Source organism: Streptomyces sp. BBFR25 (assembly GCF_044590125.1).
In the GTDB taxonomy this organism is placed as follows: Bacteria; Actinomycetota; Actinomycetes; order Streptomycetales; family Streptomycetaceae; genus Streptomyces; species Streptomyces canus_D.
Genome location: NZ_CP172447.1, coordinates 1496590 through 1514821, shown reverse-complemented (window position 1 = coordinate 1514821; position 18232 = coordinate 1496590). Strand labels below are relative to the sequence as shown.

The window sequence follows — 18232 nt, the reverse complement described above, 5'->3', positions numbered from 1 at the left end:
TGGATCGCCGCCCTTCACGGGTCCGGTGATGGCAGTCTGGCGGCGAAGCACCAGTCCGGGACCGTACTCGAACCATCCGCTCCGTGTCGGGCCTGCGGTCCCGTGAGAAAGGGACGACGTCGCCATGGCAGACCATCTGGAAGCATCCGTCACTCTGCCGAGCGATCCCGCCTCGGTGGCCGCCGCGCGGACCTATGTGGTCGGCACCCTGGCGGAATGGGGGTTGCCGCTCGACGCCGACCTGTCCGAGACCGTGCGGCTCATCGTCTCCGAACTGGCGACCAACGCGGTCCAGCACACGTTCGGGCAGTCGCCCACCTTCACGGTGGACCTCGTCCTCGACCGCGACGAGCGGCTGCGTCTCGGCGTCACCGACAGCCACCCGCGCTTCCCCAAGCGGCTGCCCGCCGCCGTTCAGCAGGACAACGGGCGGGGCATGGTGATCATCCGCTGGCTGACCGCCGAGTGCGGCGGCAGGCTGAGGGTCCGGCCCACGCGCGAGGGGGGCAAGACCGTCTCCATCGAGCTGCCCTGGTCACCCCCGAGCGGGCCGGAGGCACCCGCGGGAGTGACGGCGGGGCAGAACGCCGTCACTCCCGCGGGCGGGCTACTTGACCCGGCCGTACCAGACGCTTGAGGTCCAGATCTTCTGCAGCCGCACCACGTCCCCGGTCTTCGGGGCGTGCCAGAGTCTGCCCTTCCCGGCGTAGATGCCCACGTGGTAGACGCTCCGACCGGAGTGGAAGAACACGAGGTCACCCACCTTGCGTTTCTTGGCGGAGATGTGGCGGGTCTTGTTGTACTGCTGTGCCGCGGTGCGTGGCAGCTTCTTGCCGGCCTTCTTGAACGAGTACAGCGTCAGGCCGGAGCAGTCGAACCGATGGGGTCCGATGGCGCCCCAGCGGTACGGGGAGCCCTGCTTGGAAGCGGCGATCTTGAGGGCCTTCGTCGCATGGCTCGCCGCGGCCGCCTCGGAGGCGGCACCGGGGACCACGACGGAGCCGCCCACGGCGGCGAGGGTGAGGGCCGAGGCCGTACCGGCACGAGCCATCAGCGACGGGACACGATTGAGCGCGGACATGCGCAACCCTTCGTCAGCCGCCTGTGAAGGATGACCTGTCGGATTCGGGCTGGCGAAGTTGCCCGGCCGCACGAGTGCGGCTTCACCCCAAGGACCGCTCGGTCCGGCACCTCTCGCGGAGGCGGCCGTGCCGGCGACCCGTCGTGCTCGGGTCCTCCACTCCTGCCGATCCACTTCCTCGCGACCGGTCGTCCGGACGGCGGCAGGACTCGGCGTCCGCCCGGACCGCCCCGCCGCGGCGGCGGGGGCTTGTCGTCGTGACGGATCCTGTCCCGCCCGAAGGGAAAATCCCAACGGAACGTGCCCTTTGTGTTGTTACATCCCACTCACCCGTTCGGGTCGCCCCTTCGTGTTCGACGGGCCGCCGGGCACGGCGGCGGCGCCGGGACCAGCGGCGGAGCGGTGCGGGGGACCGGCTGGACGCGGGGCGCCGCAACTTCGGCCGGTCAGCAATCGGAGGTGTCCCTACGCCGAAAGGGGGTACGCCGTTTGGTCCGTTTCGACGCGGGCTTCCTCAACTCCCGGAGCGCGGCGGAAGGCAGACCCGCGCCGTCCGGCGTTCCCCGTCCAGTACGCGCAGCGCCCGGGCGAGGGTGGCGGCGTGCACCTGGGTCTCGCCGCGCCGGTGCATCAGCGCCAGCGCGTCACGCAGCGCCGCCGCCTTGCCCACCAGCGCCTGAGCGGCCCGCAGGCCGCCGTAGGTGTCGCCGTCCCGCCCGGGGTTGATGCGCCCGAGCAGATCGACGACGTCCAGGAAGCGGTCGATGACCTCGGCCTCGGCGCGGGTCAGGGCCGGCAGCGGGGGCAACTCGGGTGGCAGCACGGACGGCTCACCTCGCGCCGGGTGCGGTGGGCGGGGTCCTGCGGGCGGGCACGATCCGGTCCACCAGGCCGTACTCCAGCGCCTGTTGGGCGTCGAGGACCGTTTCCCGCTCGATGTCCGCGCTCACCTGTTCGGGGCTGCGGCCCGTGTGGCGTACCAGGATCTCCTCCAGGCGGGCGCGGACGCGGAGCAATTCGTCGGCGTGGACGACCAGGTCGCTCGCCTGCCCCTCCACCGGTTCGGTGAGCACCGGCTGGTGGATCACCACCCGGGCGCCGGGCAGGACGGCGCGCTTGCCGGGGGTGCCCGCCGCCAGCAGCACCGCGGCGGACGAACCGGCCTGTCCGAGGCAGGTCGTCGCCACGTCGCAGGCGACGTAGCGCATCGTGTCGTAGATCGCCGTCATGGCGGTGAAGGAGCCGCCGGGCGAGTTGACGTAGAGCTCGATGTCCCGGTCCGGTGCCTGGTGCTCCAGGTACATGAACTGCGCCATCACGTCGTTCGCGGAGGTCTCGTCGACCGGTGTTCCGAGGAAGACGATCCGCTCCTGGAGCAGCTTGGAGTACGGGTCGGACGTCCGGGCCCCGGAACTCGTGCGTTCGGTGAACTCGGGCAGGACATGGCGGGCGGACGGTCGGGTCATGACGAACCCCTCCTCGTGGCGGAACCCTCTTCGGCTGCGCCGTCTCCGTAAAAAATGTACAGGACGTACGCTTTCCGGGAGTGGATTCGGGCGAAACCGTAAGCTGGGGTCATGGCCTACGAGATTCCGGTGACGCAAGCCAGGGCTGAGCTCGCCGACCTGATCAACCGGGTGGTGTACGGCGGCGAGCGCGTCGTCGTGACGCGGCACGGCAAGCCTCTCGTCGCCCTGGTCTCCGCTTCCGACCTCGAACGACTCGAAGAGGCTCAGGAATCCCCGGACGGTCAGGTGATCAGCTCGGTCGCCGCGGTCCACGACCCGGCCGCGGCGACACCCCGCGAGCACCACCGCTTCGGCATCGCCGCGGAGCACCGGGGGCCGAACCCTTCGTAGCACCGGCGGCCGAGCCCGTCTCGGGGCGGCGTGTGTCCGGGCGAGGGCACGCCGGAAGCCGCCGACGGCATCGGTAATCAATCGGTCAAAACCGGGTGACGTGGCCGTAACACTCTAGCCCTAGTCTGCACCCCGATCCACCTGCGGTTTCTCGGGAACGGCGGGTGCGTTCGGGCGGCTGTATGTGTGTTACATCTAGAGCCGTCGCGGTGGCCGCGGCTGCCGGGCCGTCCGGTCCTGGCGTGATGCCCTGTGAGGTGGTAAATGCAACTGACCCCGCACGAGCAGGAGAGACTGCTCATCCATGTGGCCGCGGACGTGGCGGAGAAGCGCCGCGCACGAGGTGTCAAGCTCAATCACCCCGAGGTCGTCGCGCTGATCACCGCGCACATCCTCGAAGGCGCCCGGGACGGGCGCAGCGTCGGTGAACTCATGGCCTCCGGACGCAAGCTGATCCAGCGCGACGAGGTCATGGAGGGCATCCCCGAGATGATCCACGACGTGCAGGTCGAAGCCACCTTCCCCGACGGCACCAAGCTGGTCACCGTCCACGAACCGATCATCTGACGGGGCGGCAGTCGTGATCCCCGGAGAGATCCTCTTCGCCGACGAGCCGGTCGCCTTCAACGAAGGTCGCGAAGTCACCCGCCTGACCGTGCTCAACACCGCCGACCGGCCCGTCCAGGTCGGTTCCCACTACCACTTCGCCGAGGCCAACCCCGGCCTCGAGTTCGACCGCGCCGCGGCGCACGGCAGGCGGCTGGACATCGCCGCCGGCACCGCCGTCCGGTTCGAGCCCGGCATCCCCGTCGACGTCACGCTGGTCCCCCTCGCGGGCGCCCGTGTCGTCGTCGGACTGCGCGGCGCGACCGGAGGTGCCCTCGATGCCTGAACTGTCCCGCACCGCATACGCCGACCTGTTCGGCCCGACCACCGGCGACCGCGTCCGCCTCGCCGACACCGACCTCCTCGTCGAGATCGAGGAGGACCGCTCCGGCGGCCCCGGCCGCTCCGGCGACGAAGCCGTCTTCGGCGGCGGGAAGGTGCTGCGCGAGTCCATGGGGCAGGGGCGCACCACCCGCGCCGAGGGTGCCCCCGACACCGTGATCACCGGGGCCCTGATCATCGACCACTGGGGTGTCGTCAAGGCCGACATCGGCATCCGCGACGGACGGATCACCGGCATCGGCAAGGCCGGAAACCCGGACACCATGGACGGCGTCCACCCCGACCTGGTCATCGGCCCGGAGACCGAGGTCGTCGCGGGCAACGGAAAGATCGTCACCGCGGGCGGCATCGACACCCACGTCCACTTCATCGCCCCCGACGCCGTCCACGAGGCCCTGGCGTCCGGCATCACCACCCTCATCGGCGGCGGCACGGGCCCGGCCGAGGGCAGCAAGGCGACCACCGTCACGCCCGGTGCCTGGCACCTCGCGCGGATGTTCGCCGCCCTGGAGTCGAGCCCCGTCAACATCGGCTTCCTCGGCAAGGGCAGCACCATGTCGAAGGAGTCCATGCGCGACCAGCTGCGCGCCGGCATCCTCGGCTTCAAGATCCACGAGGACTGGGGGGCGACCCCCGCCGTCATCTCCGCCTGCCTGGACGTGTGCGAGGAGTCCGGCGTCCAGCTCGCCGTCCACTCCGACACCCTCAACGAGGCCGGCTTCGTCGGCGACACCTTCGACGCGGTCGCGGGGCGCACCCTGCACGCCTTCCACGTGGAGGGCGCCGGCGGCGGCCACGCACCTGACATGATCACGGCGGTGTCGCTGCCCAACATGCTGCCGGCGTCCACCAACCCGACCCGGCCGCACACCGTCAACACCGTCGAGGAGCACCTCGACATGCTGATGGTCTGCCACCACCTCAACCCGGCCGTCCCCGAGGACCTGGCCTTCGCCGAGTCCCGCATCCGGCCCAGCACCATCGCGGCCGAGGACATCCTGCACGACATGGGTGCCATCTCGATCATGTCCTCGGACGCCCAGGCCATGGGCCGCATCGGCGAGGTGATCCTGCGGACCTGGCAGACCGCGCACGTGATGAAGCGCAGACGCGGCTTCCTGCCCGGAGACACCCGCGCCGACAACCTGCGCGCCCGTCGCTATGTCGCCAAGTACACCATCAACCCCGCCGTCGCCCAGGGCATCGAGCACGAGGTCGGCTCCGTCGAGACCGGCAAGCTCGCCGACCTGGTGCTCTGGGACCCCCGCTTCTTCGGCGTGAAACCGCAACTCGTCATCAAGGGCGGCCAGATCGCGTACGCGCAGATGGGCGACGCGAACGCCTCCATCCCCACGCCGCAGCCCGTCCTGCCGCGCCCGATGTTCGGGGCCCTGGGGACCGCCCCGGCCACCAACTCGGTCAACTTCGTCTCCGAGCAGGCCGTCGCGGACGGGCTGCCGCAACGGCTCGGACTCGGGCGGGAGTTCGTGCCCATCCGCTCCACGCGCGGCCGCACCAAGGCCGACATGCGGCAGAACGACGCGCTGCCCCGGGTGGAGGTGGCCGCGGACTCCTTCGCGGTGACCATCGACGGCGAACTCGTCGAACCCGCCCCCGTCGCCGAACTGCCGCTGGCCCAGCGGTACTTCCTCTTCTGAGCGCCGGGATGAGCCGCGCCGCACTGCTCGTCCTCGCGGACGGCCGCTTCCCCGCCGGAGGGCACGCCCACTCCGGCGGGGCGGAGGCCGCCGTCCGGGCGGGACGTATCACGGATGCCGCGAGCCTGGAGGCGTTCTGCCGGGGGCGGCTGCACACGAGCGGGGTCGTCGCGGCGTGCGTCGCGGCGGCCGCCGCCCTCGGCGTCGACCCCGGGGACCTCGACCGGGCCGCCGACGCCCGCACCCCGTCGCCCGCCCTGCGGGTGGCGGCGCGCAGACTGGGGCGGCAGCTGATGCGGGCCGCCCGGGCGACCTGGCCCAGCACTGAACTGGACGCCCTGGCCTCGCTGTTCCCCAAGGGGGCCCATCAGCCCGTCGTGCTGGGACTGGCGGCGCGGGCGGCCGGTCTCGGGGCGCTCGACGCGGCGTACTGCTCCCTCTACGAGGGGGTGAGCGGGCCCGCGACGGCGGTCGTGCGGCTGCTCGGTCTCGATCCGTTCGACGCGACGGGGGTGCTGGCGCGGCTCGCGGGCGAGATGGACCGGGCCGCCGCGGAGGCCGTGGAGGTGGCGCGGCGCGTGGTGGCCGACGGGGTCGAGGTGCTGCCCGCCCGGTCCGCGCCGTTGCTGGAGATCGGGGCGGAGGCGCATGCCGCTTGGGCTGTGCGGTTGTTCGCCTCGTAGGTGGGTTCGCCCCCGCCGCCCCTTCCCGTCCCGAACCCAGGGGCTGTGCCCCTTCGACCCCGCCAGGGGGCTCTGCCCCCTGGACCCCCCTTCGGCCTGGACGGCCTCGTCCTCAAGCGCCGGACGGGCTGAGAACCATCCCAAGCTTTGACAGGAGCCGTCGTATGCATCTTGACCATCACCACGAATCTCCCGCCGCCGTCTCCGCCGACGCCCGGCGGCCCGACGGGAGCCGGCGTGCGCTGCGGATCGGGCTCGGTGGGCCCGTCGGGTCGGGGAAGACCGCCACGGTCGCCGCGCTGTGCCGGGCGCTGCGGGAGGAGTTGTCCCTCGCCGTGGTGACCAACGACATCTACACCCGGGAGGACGCCGAGTTCCTGCTCCGGGAGGCGGTGCTGCCGCCCGAGCGGATCAGTGCCGTGGAGACCGGCGCCTGCCCGCACACCGCGATCAGGGACGACATCTCCGCCAACCTGGAGGCCGTCGAGGACCTGGAGGACGAGGTCGGGCCGCTCGACCTGGTCCTGGTGGAGTCCGGTGGGGACAACCTCACCGCCACCTTCTCCCGGGGGCTCGTCGACGCGCAGGTGTTCGTCATCGACGTGGCGGGCGGCGACGACATCCCGCGCAAGGGCGGGCCCGGCGTCGCCACCGCCGACCTGCTGATCGTCAACAAGACCGACCTCGCGCCCTACGTCGGCTCCGACCTCGCGCGCATGGCCGCGGACGCCAAGGCGGCGCGCGGGGAGCTGCCCGTCGTCCTCCAGTCGCTCAGGAGCGAGGGCGGGGTCCGGGAGGTCGCCGACTGGGTGCGGGAGCGGATCGCCGCGTGGACCGCGTGACCACCACCGCGGGCGGCGTCCGGGCGAGCGCCCGTGTGCTCGCCCGCGGCGACGGGCGCGGCGGGACGGCCCTGCCGGTGCTGGAGGGCGAGGGACCGCTCGCCGTGCGGCGCACCCGGGGGAGCGGTGCCGAGGCCCGGGTGATGCTGGTCGGCGCGATGAGCGGACCCCTCGGCGGCGACCACTTCACGGTGGCGGCCCACGCGGCGGACGGCGCCCGCCTGAGCGTCGGCTCGGCCGCCGCCACCCTCGCGCTGCCGGGGCAGGACAAGACCGGGGCGCGCTACGACGTCCGGCTCACCGTCGACGACGATGCCGAACTGCGCTGGCTGCCCGAGCAGTTGATCTCCGCGGGGGGCAGCGACCTGCACGTCACCACCACCGTCGACCTCGCCGCCGGGGCGCGGCTGCTGCTGCGCGAGGAGCAGGTGCTCGGGCGGGCCGGGGAGGAACCGGGGCGGCTCACCAGCCGTCTGACCGTACGGATCGACGGGCGGTGCGTCCTCGACCAGGAGCTGGCGTGCGGGCCCGGGGCGCCGGGCGGCTGGGACGGGCCCGCCGGGCTGGCGGGACACCGTGCGGTCGGCCAGCTGGTCGTCGTACGGCCCGGGTTCGCCGGCGAGCCACCGAGGGCGCGCGTCTTCGAGGAGGGCGCGGCCGTCCTGCCGCTCGCCGGACCGGCCGCGCTCGTGACCGCCGTCGCACCGGACGCGCTGCGGCTGCGGCGGCTGCTGGACGGGGCGCTGGCCTCGCTGGACTGAGGGTTCCGTCGGCGGTTGGGCGGGCAGGTTCGCCGATCGAACGCCTTTCTCCGTTTATCGGATTGGCAAAGAAGTAGCACTGGCTCTGTTCTCAGGAATCCCACAGCCGCGAGGATCCCCGTACTTGTCGCGAACACGTACGGGGAGGGCCACTTGAGCACGAGCAGCATGCGGCGGAGGGCGACCGCGTTCGGCACGGCCGGAGCGCTGGTCACCGCCACGCTGATAGCGGGCGCCGTCTCGGCGCCCGCCGCGAGCGCCGCCCCGGCCGCCGGGCACGGGCACGCGCGGGGCTGGGACAAGGAGGCGCGCGGCGCCGCCATCGCCGCCGCCCGCGCCTCCCGGGCCGGCGTCGACTGGCGGGACTGCGCCGCCGACTGGAACCTGCCCAAGCCCATCCAGTGCGGCTACGTCACCGTGCCGCTGGACTACGCCAAGCCGTTCGGCAAGCAGATCAAGCTCGCCGTCGACCGGATCGGCAACACCGGGGGCAAGAGCGAGCGCCAGGGCGCGCTCCTCTACAACCCCGGCGGCCCCGGCGGCTCCGGACTGCGCTTCCCGGCCCGCGTCACCAGCAAGAGCCCGGTGTGGGCCAAGACCGCCAAGGCCTACGACTTCGTCGGCTTCGACCCGCGCGGCGTCGGCCACTCCGCGCCCATCTCCTGCGCCGACCCGCAGGAGTTCGTCAAGGCGCCCAAGGCCGACCCCGTGCCCGGCTCGGAGGCCGACAAGGCCGCCCAGCGCAAGCTCGCCCGCGAGTACGCCGAGGGCTGCCTCGAACGCAGCGGCGAGATGCTCCCGCACATGACCACGCCGAACACCGCGCGCGACCTCGACGTCATCCGCGCCGCGCTCGGCGAGAAGAAGCTCAACTACCTCGGCGTCTCCTACGGCACCTACCTCGGCGCGGTCTACGGCACCCTCTTCCCGGGCCACGTGCGCCGCATGGTCGTCGACAGCGTCGTCAACCCGTCCCGCGACAAGATCTGGTACCAGGCCAACCTGGACCAGGACGTCGCCTTCGAGGGCCGCTGGAAGGACTGGCAGGACTGGGTCGCGGCGAACGACGCCACCTACCACCTCGGCGACACCCGCGCCGAGGTCCAGGACCAGTGGCTGAAACTGCGCGCCACCGCCGCGAAGGAGCCGCTGGGCGGCGTCGTCGGACCGGCCGAACTGATCTCCTTCTTCCAGAGCGCCCCCTACTACGACTCCGCCTGGGCGCCGACCGCCGAGATCTTCGGCAAGTACGTCGCCGGTGACACCCAGGCCCTCGTCGACGCCGCCGCACCCGACCTGTCCGACACCGCGGGCAACGCCTCTGCGGAGAACGGCAACGCCGTGTACACGGCCGTCGAGTGCGCCGACGCCAAATGGCCCACCGACTGGAACACCTGGGACCGGGACAACACCCGGCTGCACCGCGACCACCCGTTCATGACCTGGGCCAACGCCTGGATGAACCTGCCCTGCGCCACCTGGCCGGTCAAGCAGCAGACCCCGCTGGACGTCAAGACCGGCAAGGGACTCCCGCCGGTGCTGATCGTCCAGTCCGAGCGCGACGCGGCCACCCCGTACGAGGGCGCCGTCGAACTGCACCAGCGGTTCAAGGGCTCCCGGCTCGTCACCGAGCGGGACGCCGGTTCGCACGGCGTCACCGGGCTGGTCAACCCGTGCGTCAACGACCGGGTCGACACCTACCTGCTCACCGGCAAGGTGGACGCCCGCGACGTGACCTGCGCGCCGCACGCCACGCCCAAGCCGTAACCCGGCGGACGGACAAGGAGGGAGGGGCGACCGGCCCGACCGGTCGCCCCTCCCGGCTTGCCGCTACCGCCCGTCGGCCCAGGCGTCCTCCGCCGCGTAGTCGAAGAGGTCGCCGTACGCCCGGAACATCTTCGGGTACGCCTCCCGCCAGTCCCGGCCCGCCAGCCGCTCCTCGATGAAGGCCACCGTCTTGGGCAGGGTGTCGGCGTACCGGGCCACCGGGCGGTAGCCCAACTCCTCCCGGGCCGCGCTCATGTCGCACACCACCGGCGCGGGCACGCTCCACGGGGTGTCGCCCACGCCGTCCACCGGCGGGCCGTCCAGCAGCACGTCCTCGGTCTCGACGCCCATCACCGCGTCGATCGCCGCCGCGATCTCCGCCACCGTCGGGGCGTCGGGGTCCACCGCGTTCAGGACGCGGGTGCCCGGCCGCGGGGCGGCCAGCCGGATCAGCTCGGCGATGTTGCGCACACCTGCCGGGTGGAAGCGGCTCGCACCGCCGTACGCGAGCACGCGCCGGCGCCTGCCGTCGAGGTTGCGCTTGACGAAGTACAGCTCGCGCGGCGTCCGGCAGTACGGGCCGTGGATCGCGCCCGCCCGCAGCAGCGTCACCGGCAACCGGTCGCCCGCCGCGAGGAGTTCCCGCTCCAGCGCCGACTTGCCGGTGCTGTACGAGTCGTCGCCCGGGCGGACGGTGCGCTGCGTCTCCGGGAGCGGCACCGGGTACTCGGGGAAGCCGTCGGGCTCGCCCTGCGTGTCGAAGTTGCGGCCCTTGTCGTCCTCGTAGACCGAGACGCTGGAGATCACCACCGCCGAGCCGACCCGCCCGGCGAGCGACACCAACTGCCGCGCCTCCCGCTCCCCGTAGGCCACCATGTCCACCAGGACGTCGCAGCCCTCGCCCACCGCCGCCGACAGCGCCGCGTCGTCCTCCCGGTCGGCCCGCGCCACCCGTACCTCCTCGGGCCACCCCGCGTCCCGGTCGCCGCCCCGCGAGACGGCCGTCACCTCCCAGCCGTCCCGGGCCAGCGCGTCGACCGCCGCCCGTCCGATCTGTCCCGTCGCCCCGATCACCACTGCACGTGTCATAGGGCGACCGTAGGCGCCCCGTCACCGGTCGGCCACGTCCTTCTGCCGACGGCAGACGACGGAACCCGCGGCCCCGGCTAGCGGTGCGGCAGCCGGGGGAACCTGCGGCCCTGGGCGGCCTTCTCGGCTTCCTCGGCCTTCACGTCGGCCGCGTACCGGTCCACGTACTCCTGACCGGACAAGGACAGGATCGCGTAGACGATCTCGTCGGTGACGGCGCGCAGCACGGCCTTCTCGCCCTCCATGCCCGCGTAGCGGGAGAAGTCGAGGGGTTCGCCGAAGCGGATCACCACCGGATGCAGCTTCGGGATCTTCCGGCCCGGCGGCTGCGCCTCGAACGTGCCGATCATCGCGCAGGGCACCACCGGCACCCCGGCCCTGAGCGCCATCACCGCGACGCCGACCTTGCCCTTGTAGAGCCGGCCGTCGTGCGAGCGGGTGCCCTCCGGATAGATGCCGAGCAACTCGCCCCTGCCCAGCACGCCGAGCCCCTCCCGGATCGCGGCCTGCCCCGCCTCCTTGCCGGAGCGGTCCACGGGGATCTGTCCCGCGCTGCGGAAGAAGAACGCGGTCAGCCTGCCCTTGAGGCCAGGACCGGTGAAGTACTCGGCCTTGGCGAGGAAGGTGATGCGGCGCCTGAGCACCGCGGGCATGAGGAAGTGGTCCGAGAAGGAGAGGTGGTTGCCCGCGACGATGGCCGCCCCCGAACCCGGCACATGGTCCAGGCCCTCGATGCGGGGGCGGAAGACGACCCTCAGCAGCGGGCCCAGCAGTACGTACTTGAGCACGTAGTAGAACACGGTGTGTCTCCCAGTTCTCCGGGCTCTCGGCCGGTCGTCCGCGACCGGTGATCGATCGTAGCCCGACCGCGCCGAAACCGGACGGGACCGGTTCGGCCGCTCTTCGGTCAACTCGATTGACGGGACACGGCAGCCTCCTCTGTGCTGTCCGGTGGCGGAAGGCGCGCAGCCCGGGTGGCGCACGGCCCGCGGCGGGGGCGCGACCGGGGGAGGGCGGATGACCGGTGGATCGGCACGGGCGGCCGGACCGGCTCGGGCGGCCGGGGCTCCATGGGCGGAGTTCGGGCGGCAGTTGCGCTCCCTGCGCAGGGCGGCCGGGCTCACCCAGTTGCAACTCGGGCTGCGGGTGGGCTACCACCACTCCGCCGTGAGCAAGCTCGAGGCGGGCCTGCGCGAGCCGCCCGTGGGGCTGGTGCGGAGGCTCGACGCCGTGCTGGAGACGGGCGGGGAACTGGCCGCGATCGTCGCCGCGCCGCGCGAGATGCCGGGTCGGCCGGGCCGGTTACCGGCCGACCCGGCGCTGTTCGCCCCGCTGCCCGGCGCGGACGCCCCCGCGGGGCAGGGGGCGCCGGACTCCCGGATGTGGCCCGCGCGGCTGCCCGCCGAGGGGCTGGCGTGCCCGCTGCACGGCACCGCGGGGTGCGCGGTGCCCGACCCCGGTGAGTTGCCGGCGCTGCTCGACGGGCCGGGTCCGGCGGGCGGTCCAGGCCCGGCGTGGGGCACGGGCGGCACGGCGGCGGTCGCCGAGGCGGAGTTGCTGCACGGCCTCACCGCCGTCCTGGCCTGTCTGATCCGCGAGGCGTTCCGGCGCGAGGGCCGGGTGACGGCCGTCGAGGGACTGCTGCGGGCCCTGGCCCGCTGGGCCGGTGAGGTCAACTCCGCCGGGCGGCTGCCGTACGGGCAGTTGCGGCTCGGCGCGCAGTACGCCCAGGTGGCGGGCCGGCTGCGGATGGAGCGCGGGCAGATCGGCGTGGCGATGGCCTGGTTCGGCCACGGACTGCGCTGGGCGGACGCCGTCCAGGACGCCTCGGCCCGCGCGACCCTGCTCAGCGACATGTGCACCCTGGTCCGGCTCGACGGTGACCCCTCGTTGATGCTCGGGTACGCCCAGGGCATCGGCGCGGTGGACGCGAGACGCCGGTGGATGGCCACCCTGTCCGACCTCTACCAGGCGCGCGGCCACGCCCTGGCGGGCGACGCGGGGGAGTGCCGGCGCCACATCTCCCTGGCCCGGCGGGGGTTCGCCCGCCTCGGCCCGCAGGACCACCTGGAGGCACCCTGGATGGCCGGGGCCGAGGGCGCGATGCGGGTCGACTCGGCGATCGGCGGCGCCCTGCGCGACCTCGCCGTGGCGACCGGGGACCGGGCGGCGGCCCGACGCGCGGTGGACGCCACCGCACGCTCGCGCGCGCAGGTGCCGCCCCAGATGCGGGGAGCGCGGCTGCTGCTCACCCTGCGCCTGGCGGACAGCTGGGCGTGTGCCGGTGATCCCGGCGCCGCCGTCGCCCTCGCCTCGGAGGTCCTGCCGGAGGCGGTGCGCTCGCGCGAGTCGATGGTCACCGCCGAACTGCGCGGCCTGCACAGCCGGCTCACCGGCCGGTGGGCCGACCTGCCGGAGGTCAGGGCGTACCGGGAGCGGCTGCTGGACGCGGGGGAGTGAGACGCGGCGCTCCGGTTCCACCGGGGCGGTCCCTCTCCCGGGGCGCGCCCGTACTTGCCGGATTTTGACAGGACCGTACCGCGCCCGCGGAGCCGTTGATTCCGGTGCGGCGGGGTGTGAGGGTTCCGCCAGCCCGCGACATGACATGCAACCGACACCCAAGGGACGCGTCTCCGCACCCCAGGCTGCGCGTCCGGCATGTCCTGGCCGGGTCGGCCCGCATGGAGCCCCCCACTCTCACAAGGAGCCACGATGCTCAGACAGACCGCGGTGGCCGGGACAGTCCTGGCCATGACGCTCGCAGGGGTGGTGGTACCGACCTCCCTCGCCTCGGCCTCGGAGCGGTCCGCGCCCGCCGCGGCGGAACCCACGCCCGTCCAGAAGGCCGTCGCCGCCGCCGACCAGGCCGTACGCAGCGGCCTCGACGCCCTCGTCGCCGGCGGCCCCGACGAGCGGTACGACCGCCACCAGGTCACGCCCTGGGACAAGGACCTGTTCTCCGTCGCCTACGAGCGCACCTACCACGGTCTGCCGGTGGTCGGCGGCGACGCCGTCGTCCTCGCCGACGGCAAGGGCCGGGTCCGCGCCGTCCAGTCCGCCACCGAGGCCGCGATCGCCGTACCCACCGAGGCCGGGATCAAGGTCGAGCAGGCGGTGCGGACCAGCCGCGAGCGGCTCGCGAAGGTCGACAAGGTCGACTCCAAGCGGCTGGTGGTCCGGGTCGAGGACGACGTCCAGACCCTCGCCTGGGAGACCGTGCTCGTCGGCACCACCAAGGAGCATGTGCCCAGCAAGCTGCACGTCTTCGTGGACGCCCGCACCGGCAAGGTCGTCGACAGCTACGACGACGTGAAGGCCGGCACCGGCCACAGCGAGTGGAACGGCCCCGACCCGCTGACCATCGACACCTCCCGCTCCGGCAGCCAGTACGTCCTGCGCGACACCACCCGGCCCGGCCTGCAGTGCTCCGACTACAACGGCGGCCTGTTCACCGGACCGGACGACGACTGGGGCACCGGCAACGCCTCCAGCAAGGAGACCGGCTGCGTCGACGTCATGTACGCGGCGCAGAAGGAGTCGGACATGCTCCGCGACTGGCTCGGCCGCAACGGCCACAACGGCAACGGCGGCAGCTGGCCGGTCCTCGTCGGCCTCAACCAGCTCAACGCCTACTGGGACGGCTCACGGGTCACCATCGGCCACAACAGTGCCAACAAGTGGATCGCCGGCATGGACGTGGTGGGCCACGAGTTCGGCCACGGGCTCGACAGCTACACCCCCGGCGGCGCCAACCACGAGAGCGGCCTGGGCGAGGCCACCGGCGACATCATGGGCGCCCTGACCGAGGCCTACGCGAACCAGCCGGCCCCCTACGACACCCCCGACTACACCGTCGGCGAGGAGATCGACCTCCAGGGCCGCGGCCCGATCCGCAACATGTACAACCCCCGGCTGGTCAACAACGACCCCAACTGCTACTCCGCCGCCATACCGAACACCGAGGAGCACGCGGCCGCCGGGCCCATGAACCACTGGTTCTACCTCCTCGCCGAGGGCTCCAACCCCGGTGGCGGCAAGCCCTCCAGCCCCACCTGCGACGGCAGCCAGGTGACCGGCATCGGCATCCAGAACGCCGGAAAGATCTTCTACGGCGGAATGCTGCTCAAGACCAGCGGCATGACCTACAAGCGGTACCGCACCGCCACCCTCACCGCGGTCAAGAACCTGGACGCGTCCTGCGGCCTGTTCGACGCGACCAAGGCGGCCTGGAACGCGATCGACATCCCGGCCCAGAACGGCGACCCGACCTGCACCGGGCAGCAGACCGACTTCTCGCTGGCCCTGAGCCCGGCGAGCGGCAACGTCGAGGCCGGCTCCGCGGTCGACGCCACCGTCAACACCACCACCGTCACCGGCGCCGCCCAGCAGGTGTCGCTGACGGCCACCGGCACACCGCCCGGCGCGAGCGTCACGTTCAGCCCCTCGACCGTGACCTCCGGCTCCAACTCGGCCATGCGGGTCTCCACCACGGCCGGCACCGCCGCGGGCACCTACTCGATCACCGTCAAGGGAACGGCGGGCAGCAAGAGCCACACGGCCCAGTACACCCTCACCGTCGGCGGCGGCACCAACCCCGGCACACCGCCCGACGTCGACGTCGCCCAGGTGCAGGCCCACCTCGCGCAGTTCGGCACCATCGCCGCGCAGAACGGCGGCAACCGCCGGTCCACCGGCTCCGGGTACGACGCCTCCCTCGCGTACGTGAAGGGCAGGCTCCAGGCGGCCGGCTACACCGTCACCGAGCAGACCTGCACCTCCGGCTGCTCCGCCGGCGCGGGCAACAACCTGATCGCCGAGTGGCCGAAGGGCGACGCGAACAGCGTCTACATGTACGGCGCCCACCTCGACGGCGTCGCGGCAGGACCCGGCATCAACGACAACGGCTCCGGTTCGGCCGCGCTCCTGCAGACGGCACTCACCCTGGCCGAACAGAACCCGACCATGAAGAACCGCGTCCGCTTCGCCTGGTGGACCGACGAGGAGCAGGGCCTGAACGGCTCCGACTTCTACGCCCGCGCCCTGTCCTCCACCGACCGCGCCAGGATCAAGGCGTACTACAACTTCGACATGGTCGCCTCCGTCAACGGCGGCTACTTCATCAACAACCTGACCTCCTCGGCCTCCGCCCCGATGCGGGAGTACTGGACCTCCCTCGGCCTCGCCCCGCAGGAGAACGTCGAGGGCCAGGGCCGCTCCGACGACTACTCGTTCCAGCAGGTCGGCATCCCCACCTCGGGCTACGCCACCGGCGCCTCCGCGATCAAGTCGTCCTCGGAGGCCGCCAAGTGGGGCGGTACCGCGGGCCGCTCCTACGACCCCTGCTACCACTCCGCCTGCGACACCACCTCCAACGTCAACGCCACCGCGCTGAACCGCAGCGCCGACGGCATCGCGTACACGATCTGGAAGACCGCCGTCGGCGACGCACCGAACCCGCGGGACGACTTCTCGCTCTCCGCGAACCCGTCCTCGGGCACGGTCGAGCCGGGCAGCTCCGCGACGGTCACCGTGAACACCGCCACGACCAGCGGCGACGCCCAGACCGTGCGGCTGTCCGCGTCCGGCGCGCCGACCGGAGTGAGCGTCGGCTTCAGCCCGGCCTCGGTCACCTCCGGCCAGTCCTCGACCGCCACGGTCCAGGTCGCCGCGGGCACCGCCCCCGGCACCTACACCCTGACCCTCACGGGCACGGGCACCGTCACGCACACCACCACGTACACCCTCACCGTGCCCGGCGACGGCGGCGGCGAGACCACCTGGCGGCTGGGAGCCACCTACGCGGCCGGTGACCTGGTGAGCTACGACGGCGTCGGCTACCGGTGCGTCCAGGGCCACACCGCCTACCCCGGCTGGGAGCCGCCCAACGTCCCCGCCCTGTGGCAGCGCCTCTGACACACGGCTGGGAAACGCCTGACACGCCGACGGGCGGTGGGGATCGCAGTGATCCCCACCGCCCGTCGGCGCGTCTGACGAGGCGGCGTCAGAACTTCGGCGTCGGCGCCTGCGCCTCGACCATTTCGGCGGCCTCCTCCTCGGTCCCCACCGACGGCGGGGAGCCCGCGAGCGGCTGCTGGGCCGTCTCCTTCATGCACGCCACGGCCACCACACCGATCAGGGCCGCCGCCATCGCGTAGTAGGCGGGCATCATGTCGGATCCGGTCACGCTGATCAACGCGGTGATCACCAGCGGCGTGGTACCGCCGAAGATGGACGCCGACAGGTTGTAGCCGACCGACAGGGACCCGTAGCGGACGTTGGTCGGGAACATCGCCGGGAGCGCCGCCGACATCGTGCCCAGCAGGCAGACCAGCGACAGGCCGAGCATCAGCATGCCGCCCGAGACCGCGAGCAGACTGCCGTCCTGCACCAGCACGAAGGCCGGGGCGGACAGCACGAAGAAGCCGATCATGCCGGTCATCAGGAGGGGCTTGCGGCCGAAGCGGTCGGACAGCCGGCCCACCTGGTTGATGATCAGCATCAGCAGCACCATCGTCGCCACCAGGATCATCAGACCGTGGCTCTCGCTGTAGTCCAGCTCGTCCGACAGGTACGTCGGCATGTACGACAGCAGCATGTAGTCGGTGATGTTGTACGCGCCGACCAGCGCGATGCACAGCACCAGCGACCGCCAGTGGGTGCGGAAGATCTTGGCGAGGTCGCCCCGCGCGGTCGTCTCCACCGCGGTCGCCGCGTCCGAGATGTGGACGTTGGAGTCCTCCAGCTTCAGGAAGGCGGGCGTGTCGTCCAGCTTCAGCCGCAGGTAGATACCCACGATGCCGAGCGGCGCCGCGACCAGGAACGGGATCCGCCAGCCCCAGGCGTCCATCGTGTCGCTGCCCAGCCACGCCGTCAGCGCCGTGACGAGGCCGGCCGCGCCGGTGTACCCGGCCAGCGTCCCCAGTTCCAGGAAGCTGCCGAAGAACCCGCGCCGCTTGTCGGGCGCGTACTCGGCGATGAAGGTGGAGGCGCCGCCGTACTCGCCTCCGGTGGAGAAGCCCTGGAGCAGGCGGAACAGGATCAGCAGCAGCGGCGACCAGAAGCCGATCGCGTCGTAACTGGGGATCAACCCGATGGCGGCCGTGCCGATCGCCATGAGGATCATCGTCAGCGCCAGCACCTTCTTGCGGCCGACCTTGTCGCCCATGGGACCGAAGACCATGCCGCCGATGGGCCGCACCAGGAACGCCACGGCGAACGTGGCGAACGAGGACAGCAACTGCGCGGTGTCGCTCCCGGAGGGGAAGAACACCCGGCCGATGGTGCCCGCCAGATAGGCGTAGATGCCGAAGTCGAACCACTCCATGGCGTTGCCGAGGGAGGCCGCCTTCACGGCACGTTTGACGGCGGCCTCGTCCGTGATGGTGATGTCCGACCGGCGCAGTCGGGGGTTCTTCCGGCGCTTGATCGCCCGGAACAGGGCGGGGTGGCGGCGCACCGCCGCGGCGTCGGTCTCCGGGCCGTTCTCGGTGGGGGACGTGGCGGCCTCCCTTTCCACGCGCAGACACTCCGGTCGGAGCCCTGCT

At 72.4% G+C, this 18232-nt stretch carries 17 protein-coding genes and 1 riboswitch; of the genes, 11 read left to right on the top strand and 6 right to left on the bottom strand.

The window, feature by feature from the left end; translation table 11 throughout:
• Positions 1–124 precede the first annotated feature (124 nt).
• Complete coding sequence (locus ACGH52_RS06725) at positions 125–637, top strand: ATP-binding protein (protein WP_076973275.1); 513 nt, start codon at positions 125–127, stop codon at positions 635–637.
• On the opposite strand, the gene ACGH52_RS06720 is transcribed toward ACGH52_RS06725, so the two are convergent.
• The 3 genes from ACGH52_RS06720 to ACGH52_RS06710 all read right to left on the bottom strand — a co-directional run bounded on the left by ACGH52_RS06720 (position 608) and on the right by ACGH52_RS06710 (position 2547).
• The gene (locus ACGH52_RS06720) at positions 608–1081 is read right to left on the bottom strand and encodes a C40 family peptidase (RefSeq protein WP_059297610.1); all 474 of its coding nucleotides are present in this window, start codon (positions 1079–1081) and stop codon (positions 608–610) included. The two genes, ACGH52_RS06725 and ACGH52_RS06720, sit on opposite strands and share 30 nt — an antisense overlap.
• A 3-nt stretch (positions 1082–1084) precedes the next feature.
• A riboswitch (cyclic di-AMP (ydaO/yuaA leader) is annotated at positions 1085–1218 on the bottom strand.
• Positions 1219–1595: 377 nt separating this feature from the next.
• Positions 1596–1904, bottom strand: a complete 309-nt coding sequence (locus ACGH52_RS06715; RefSeq protein ID WP_059297609.1) for a hypothetical protein — start codon at positions 1902–1904, stop codon at positions 1596–1598.
• A gap of 7 nt (positions 1905–1911) precedes the next feature.
• Positions 1912–2547: an ATP-dependent Clp protease proteolytic subunit gene (locus tag ACGH52_RS06710; RefSeq protein ID WP_399938154.1), complete on the bottom strand. Its 636-nt coding sequence runs from the start codon at positions 2545–2547 to the stop codon at positions 1912–1914.
• A gap of 111 nt (positions 2548–2658) precedes the next feature.
• On the opposite strand from ACGH52_RS06710, the gene ACGH52_RS06705 reads away from it, so the two are divergent.
• The 8 genes from ACGH52_RS06705 to ACGH52_RS06670 all read left to right on the top strand — a co-directional run bounded on the left by ACGH52_RS06705 (position 2659) and on the right by ACGH52_RS06670 (position 9599).
• The gene (locus ACGH52_RS06705; RefSeq protein ID WP_059297607.1) at positions 2659–2940 is read left to right on the top strand and encodes a type II toxin-antitoxin system Phd/YefM family antitoxin; all 282 of its coding nucleotides are present in this window, start codon (positions 2659–2661) and stop codon (positions 2938–2940) included.
• 264 nt (positions 2941–3204) lie between these two features.
• On the top strand, positions 3205–3507 hold the full coding sequence (locus tag ACGH52_RS06700; RefSeq protein ID WP_059297606.1) for an urease subunit gamma: 303 nt from the start codon (positions 3205–3207) through the stop codon (positions 3505–3507).
• 13 nt (positions 3508–3520) lie between these two features.
• Positions 3521–3832: an urease subunit beta gene (locus ACGH52_RS06695; protein ID WP_059297605.1), complete on the top strand. Its 312-nt coding sequence runs from the start codon at positions 3521–3523 to the stop codon at positions 3830–3832.
• The gene (locus ACGH52_RS06690) at positions 3825–5546 is read left to right on the top strand and encodes an urease subunit alpha (protein ID WP_399938151.1); all 1722 of its coding nucleotides are present in this window, start codon (positions 3825–3827) and stop codon (positions 5544–5546) included. Before ACGH52_RS06695 ends, ACGH52_RS06690 begins: the two co-directional genes overlap by 8 nt.
• An 8-nt stretch (positions 5547–5554) precedes the next feature.
• The gene (locus ACGH52_RS06685; RefSeq protein ID WP_076973270.1) at positions 5555–6229 is read left to right on the top strand and encodes an urease accessory protein UreF; all 675 of its coding nucleotides are present in this window, start codon (positions 5555–5557) and stop codon (positions 6227–6229) included.
• Between the two features lie 164 nt (positions 6230–6393).
• The gene (ureG, locus tag ACGH52_RS06680) at positions 6394–7071 is read left to right on the top strand and encodes an urease accessory protein UreG (RefSeq protein ID WP_210977835.1); all 678 of its coding nucleotides are present in this window, start codon (positions 6394–6396) and stop codon (positions 7069–7071) included.
• Entirely contained in the window at positions 7068–7832 is a 765-nt protein-coding gene (locus ACGH52_RS06675) for an urease accessory protein UreD (RefSeq protein ID WP_399946664.1), read from the top strand. The genes ureG and ACGH52_RS06675 overlap by 4 nt, the downstream gene beginning before the upstream one ends.
• A gap of 153 nt (positions 7833–7985) precedes the next feature.
• The gene (locus ACGH52_RS06670; protein ID WP_399938149.1) at positions 7986–9599 is read left to right on the top strand and encodes an alpha/beta hydrolase; all 1614 of its coding nucleotides are present in this window, start codon (positions 7986–7988) and stop codon (positions 9597–9599) included.
• 63 nt (positions 9600–9662) lie between these two features.
• Here ACGH52_RS06670 and ACGH52_RS06665 read toward each other — a convergent pair whose 3' ends face one another.
• Positions 9663–10688 (bottom strand): NAD-dependent epimerase/dehydratase family protein, encoded by a 1026-nt coding sequence (locus ACGH52_RS06665; protein WP_399938148.1) that lies wholly within the window; start codon positions 10686–10688, stop codon positions 9663–9665.
• A gap of 77 nt (positions 10689–10765) precedes the next feature.
• Complete coding sequence (locus ACGH52_RS06660; RefSeq protein WP_059297599.1) at positions 10766–11488, bottom strand: 1-acyl-sn-glycerol-3-phosphate acyltransferase; 723 nt, start codon at positions 11486–11488, stop codon at positions 10766–10768.
• A gap of 217 nt (positions 11489–11705) precedes the next feature.
• On the opposite strand from ACGH52_RS06660, the gene ACGH52_RS06655 reads away from it, so the two are divergent.
• Both ACGH52_RS06655 and ACGH52_RS06650 read left to right on the top strand, forming a co-directional pair.
• Entirely contained in the window at positions 11706–13148 is a 1443-nt protein-coding gene (locus ACGH52_RS06655) for a helix-turn-helix transcriptional regulator (protein WP_121704837.1), read from the top strand.
• A gap of 252 nt (positions 13149–13400) precedes the next feature.
• Positions 13401–16601, top strand: a complete 3201-nt coding sequence (locus ACGH52_RS06650) for a M20/M25/M40 family metallo-hydrolase (protein WP_399938147.1) — start codon at positions 13401–13403, stop codon at positions 16599–16601.
• Between the two features lie 88 nt (positions 16602–16689).
• Here the strand turns inward: ACGH52_RS06650 and proP are convergent, their stop codons facing one another.
• The gene (gene proP / locus ACGH52_RS06645; protein WP_059297596.1) at positions 16690–18204 is read right to left on the bottom strand and encodes a glycine betaine/L-proline transporter ProP; all 1515 of its coding nucleotides are present in this window, start codon (positions 18202–18204) and stop codon (positions 16690–16692) included.
• Between the last annotated feature and the right edge of the window lie 28 nt (positions 18205–18232).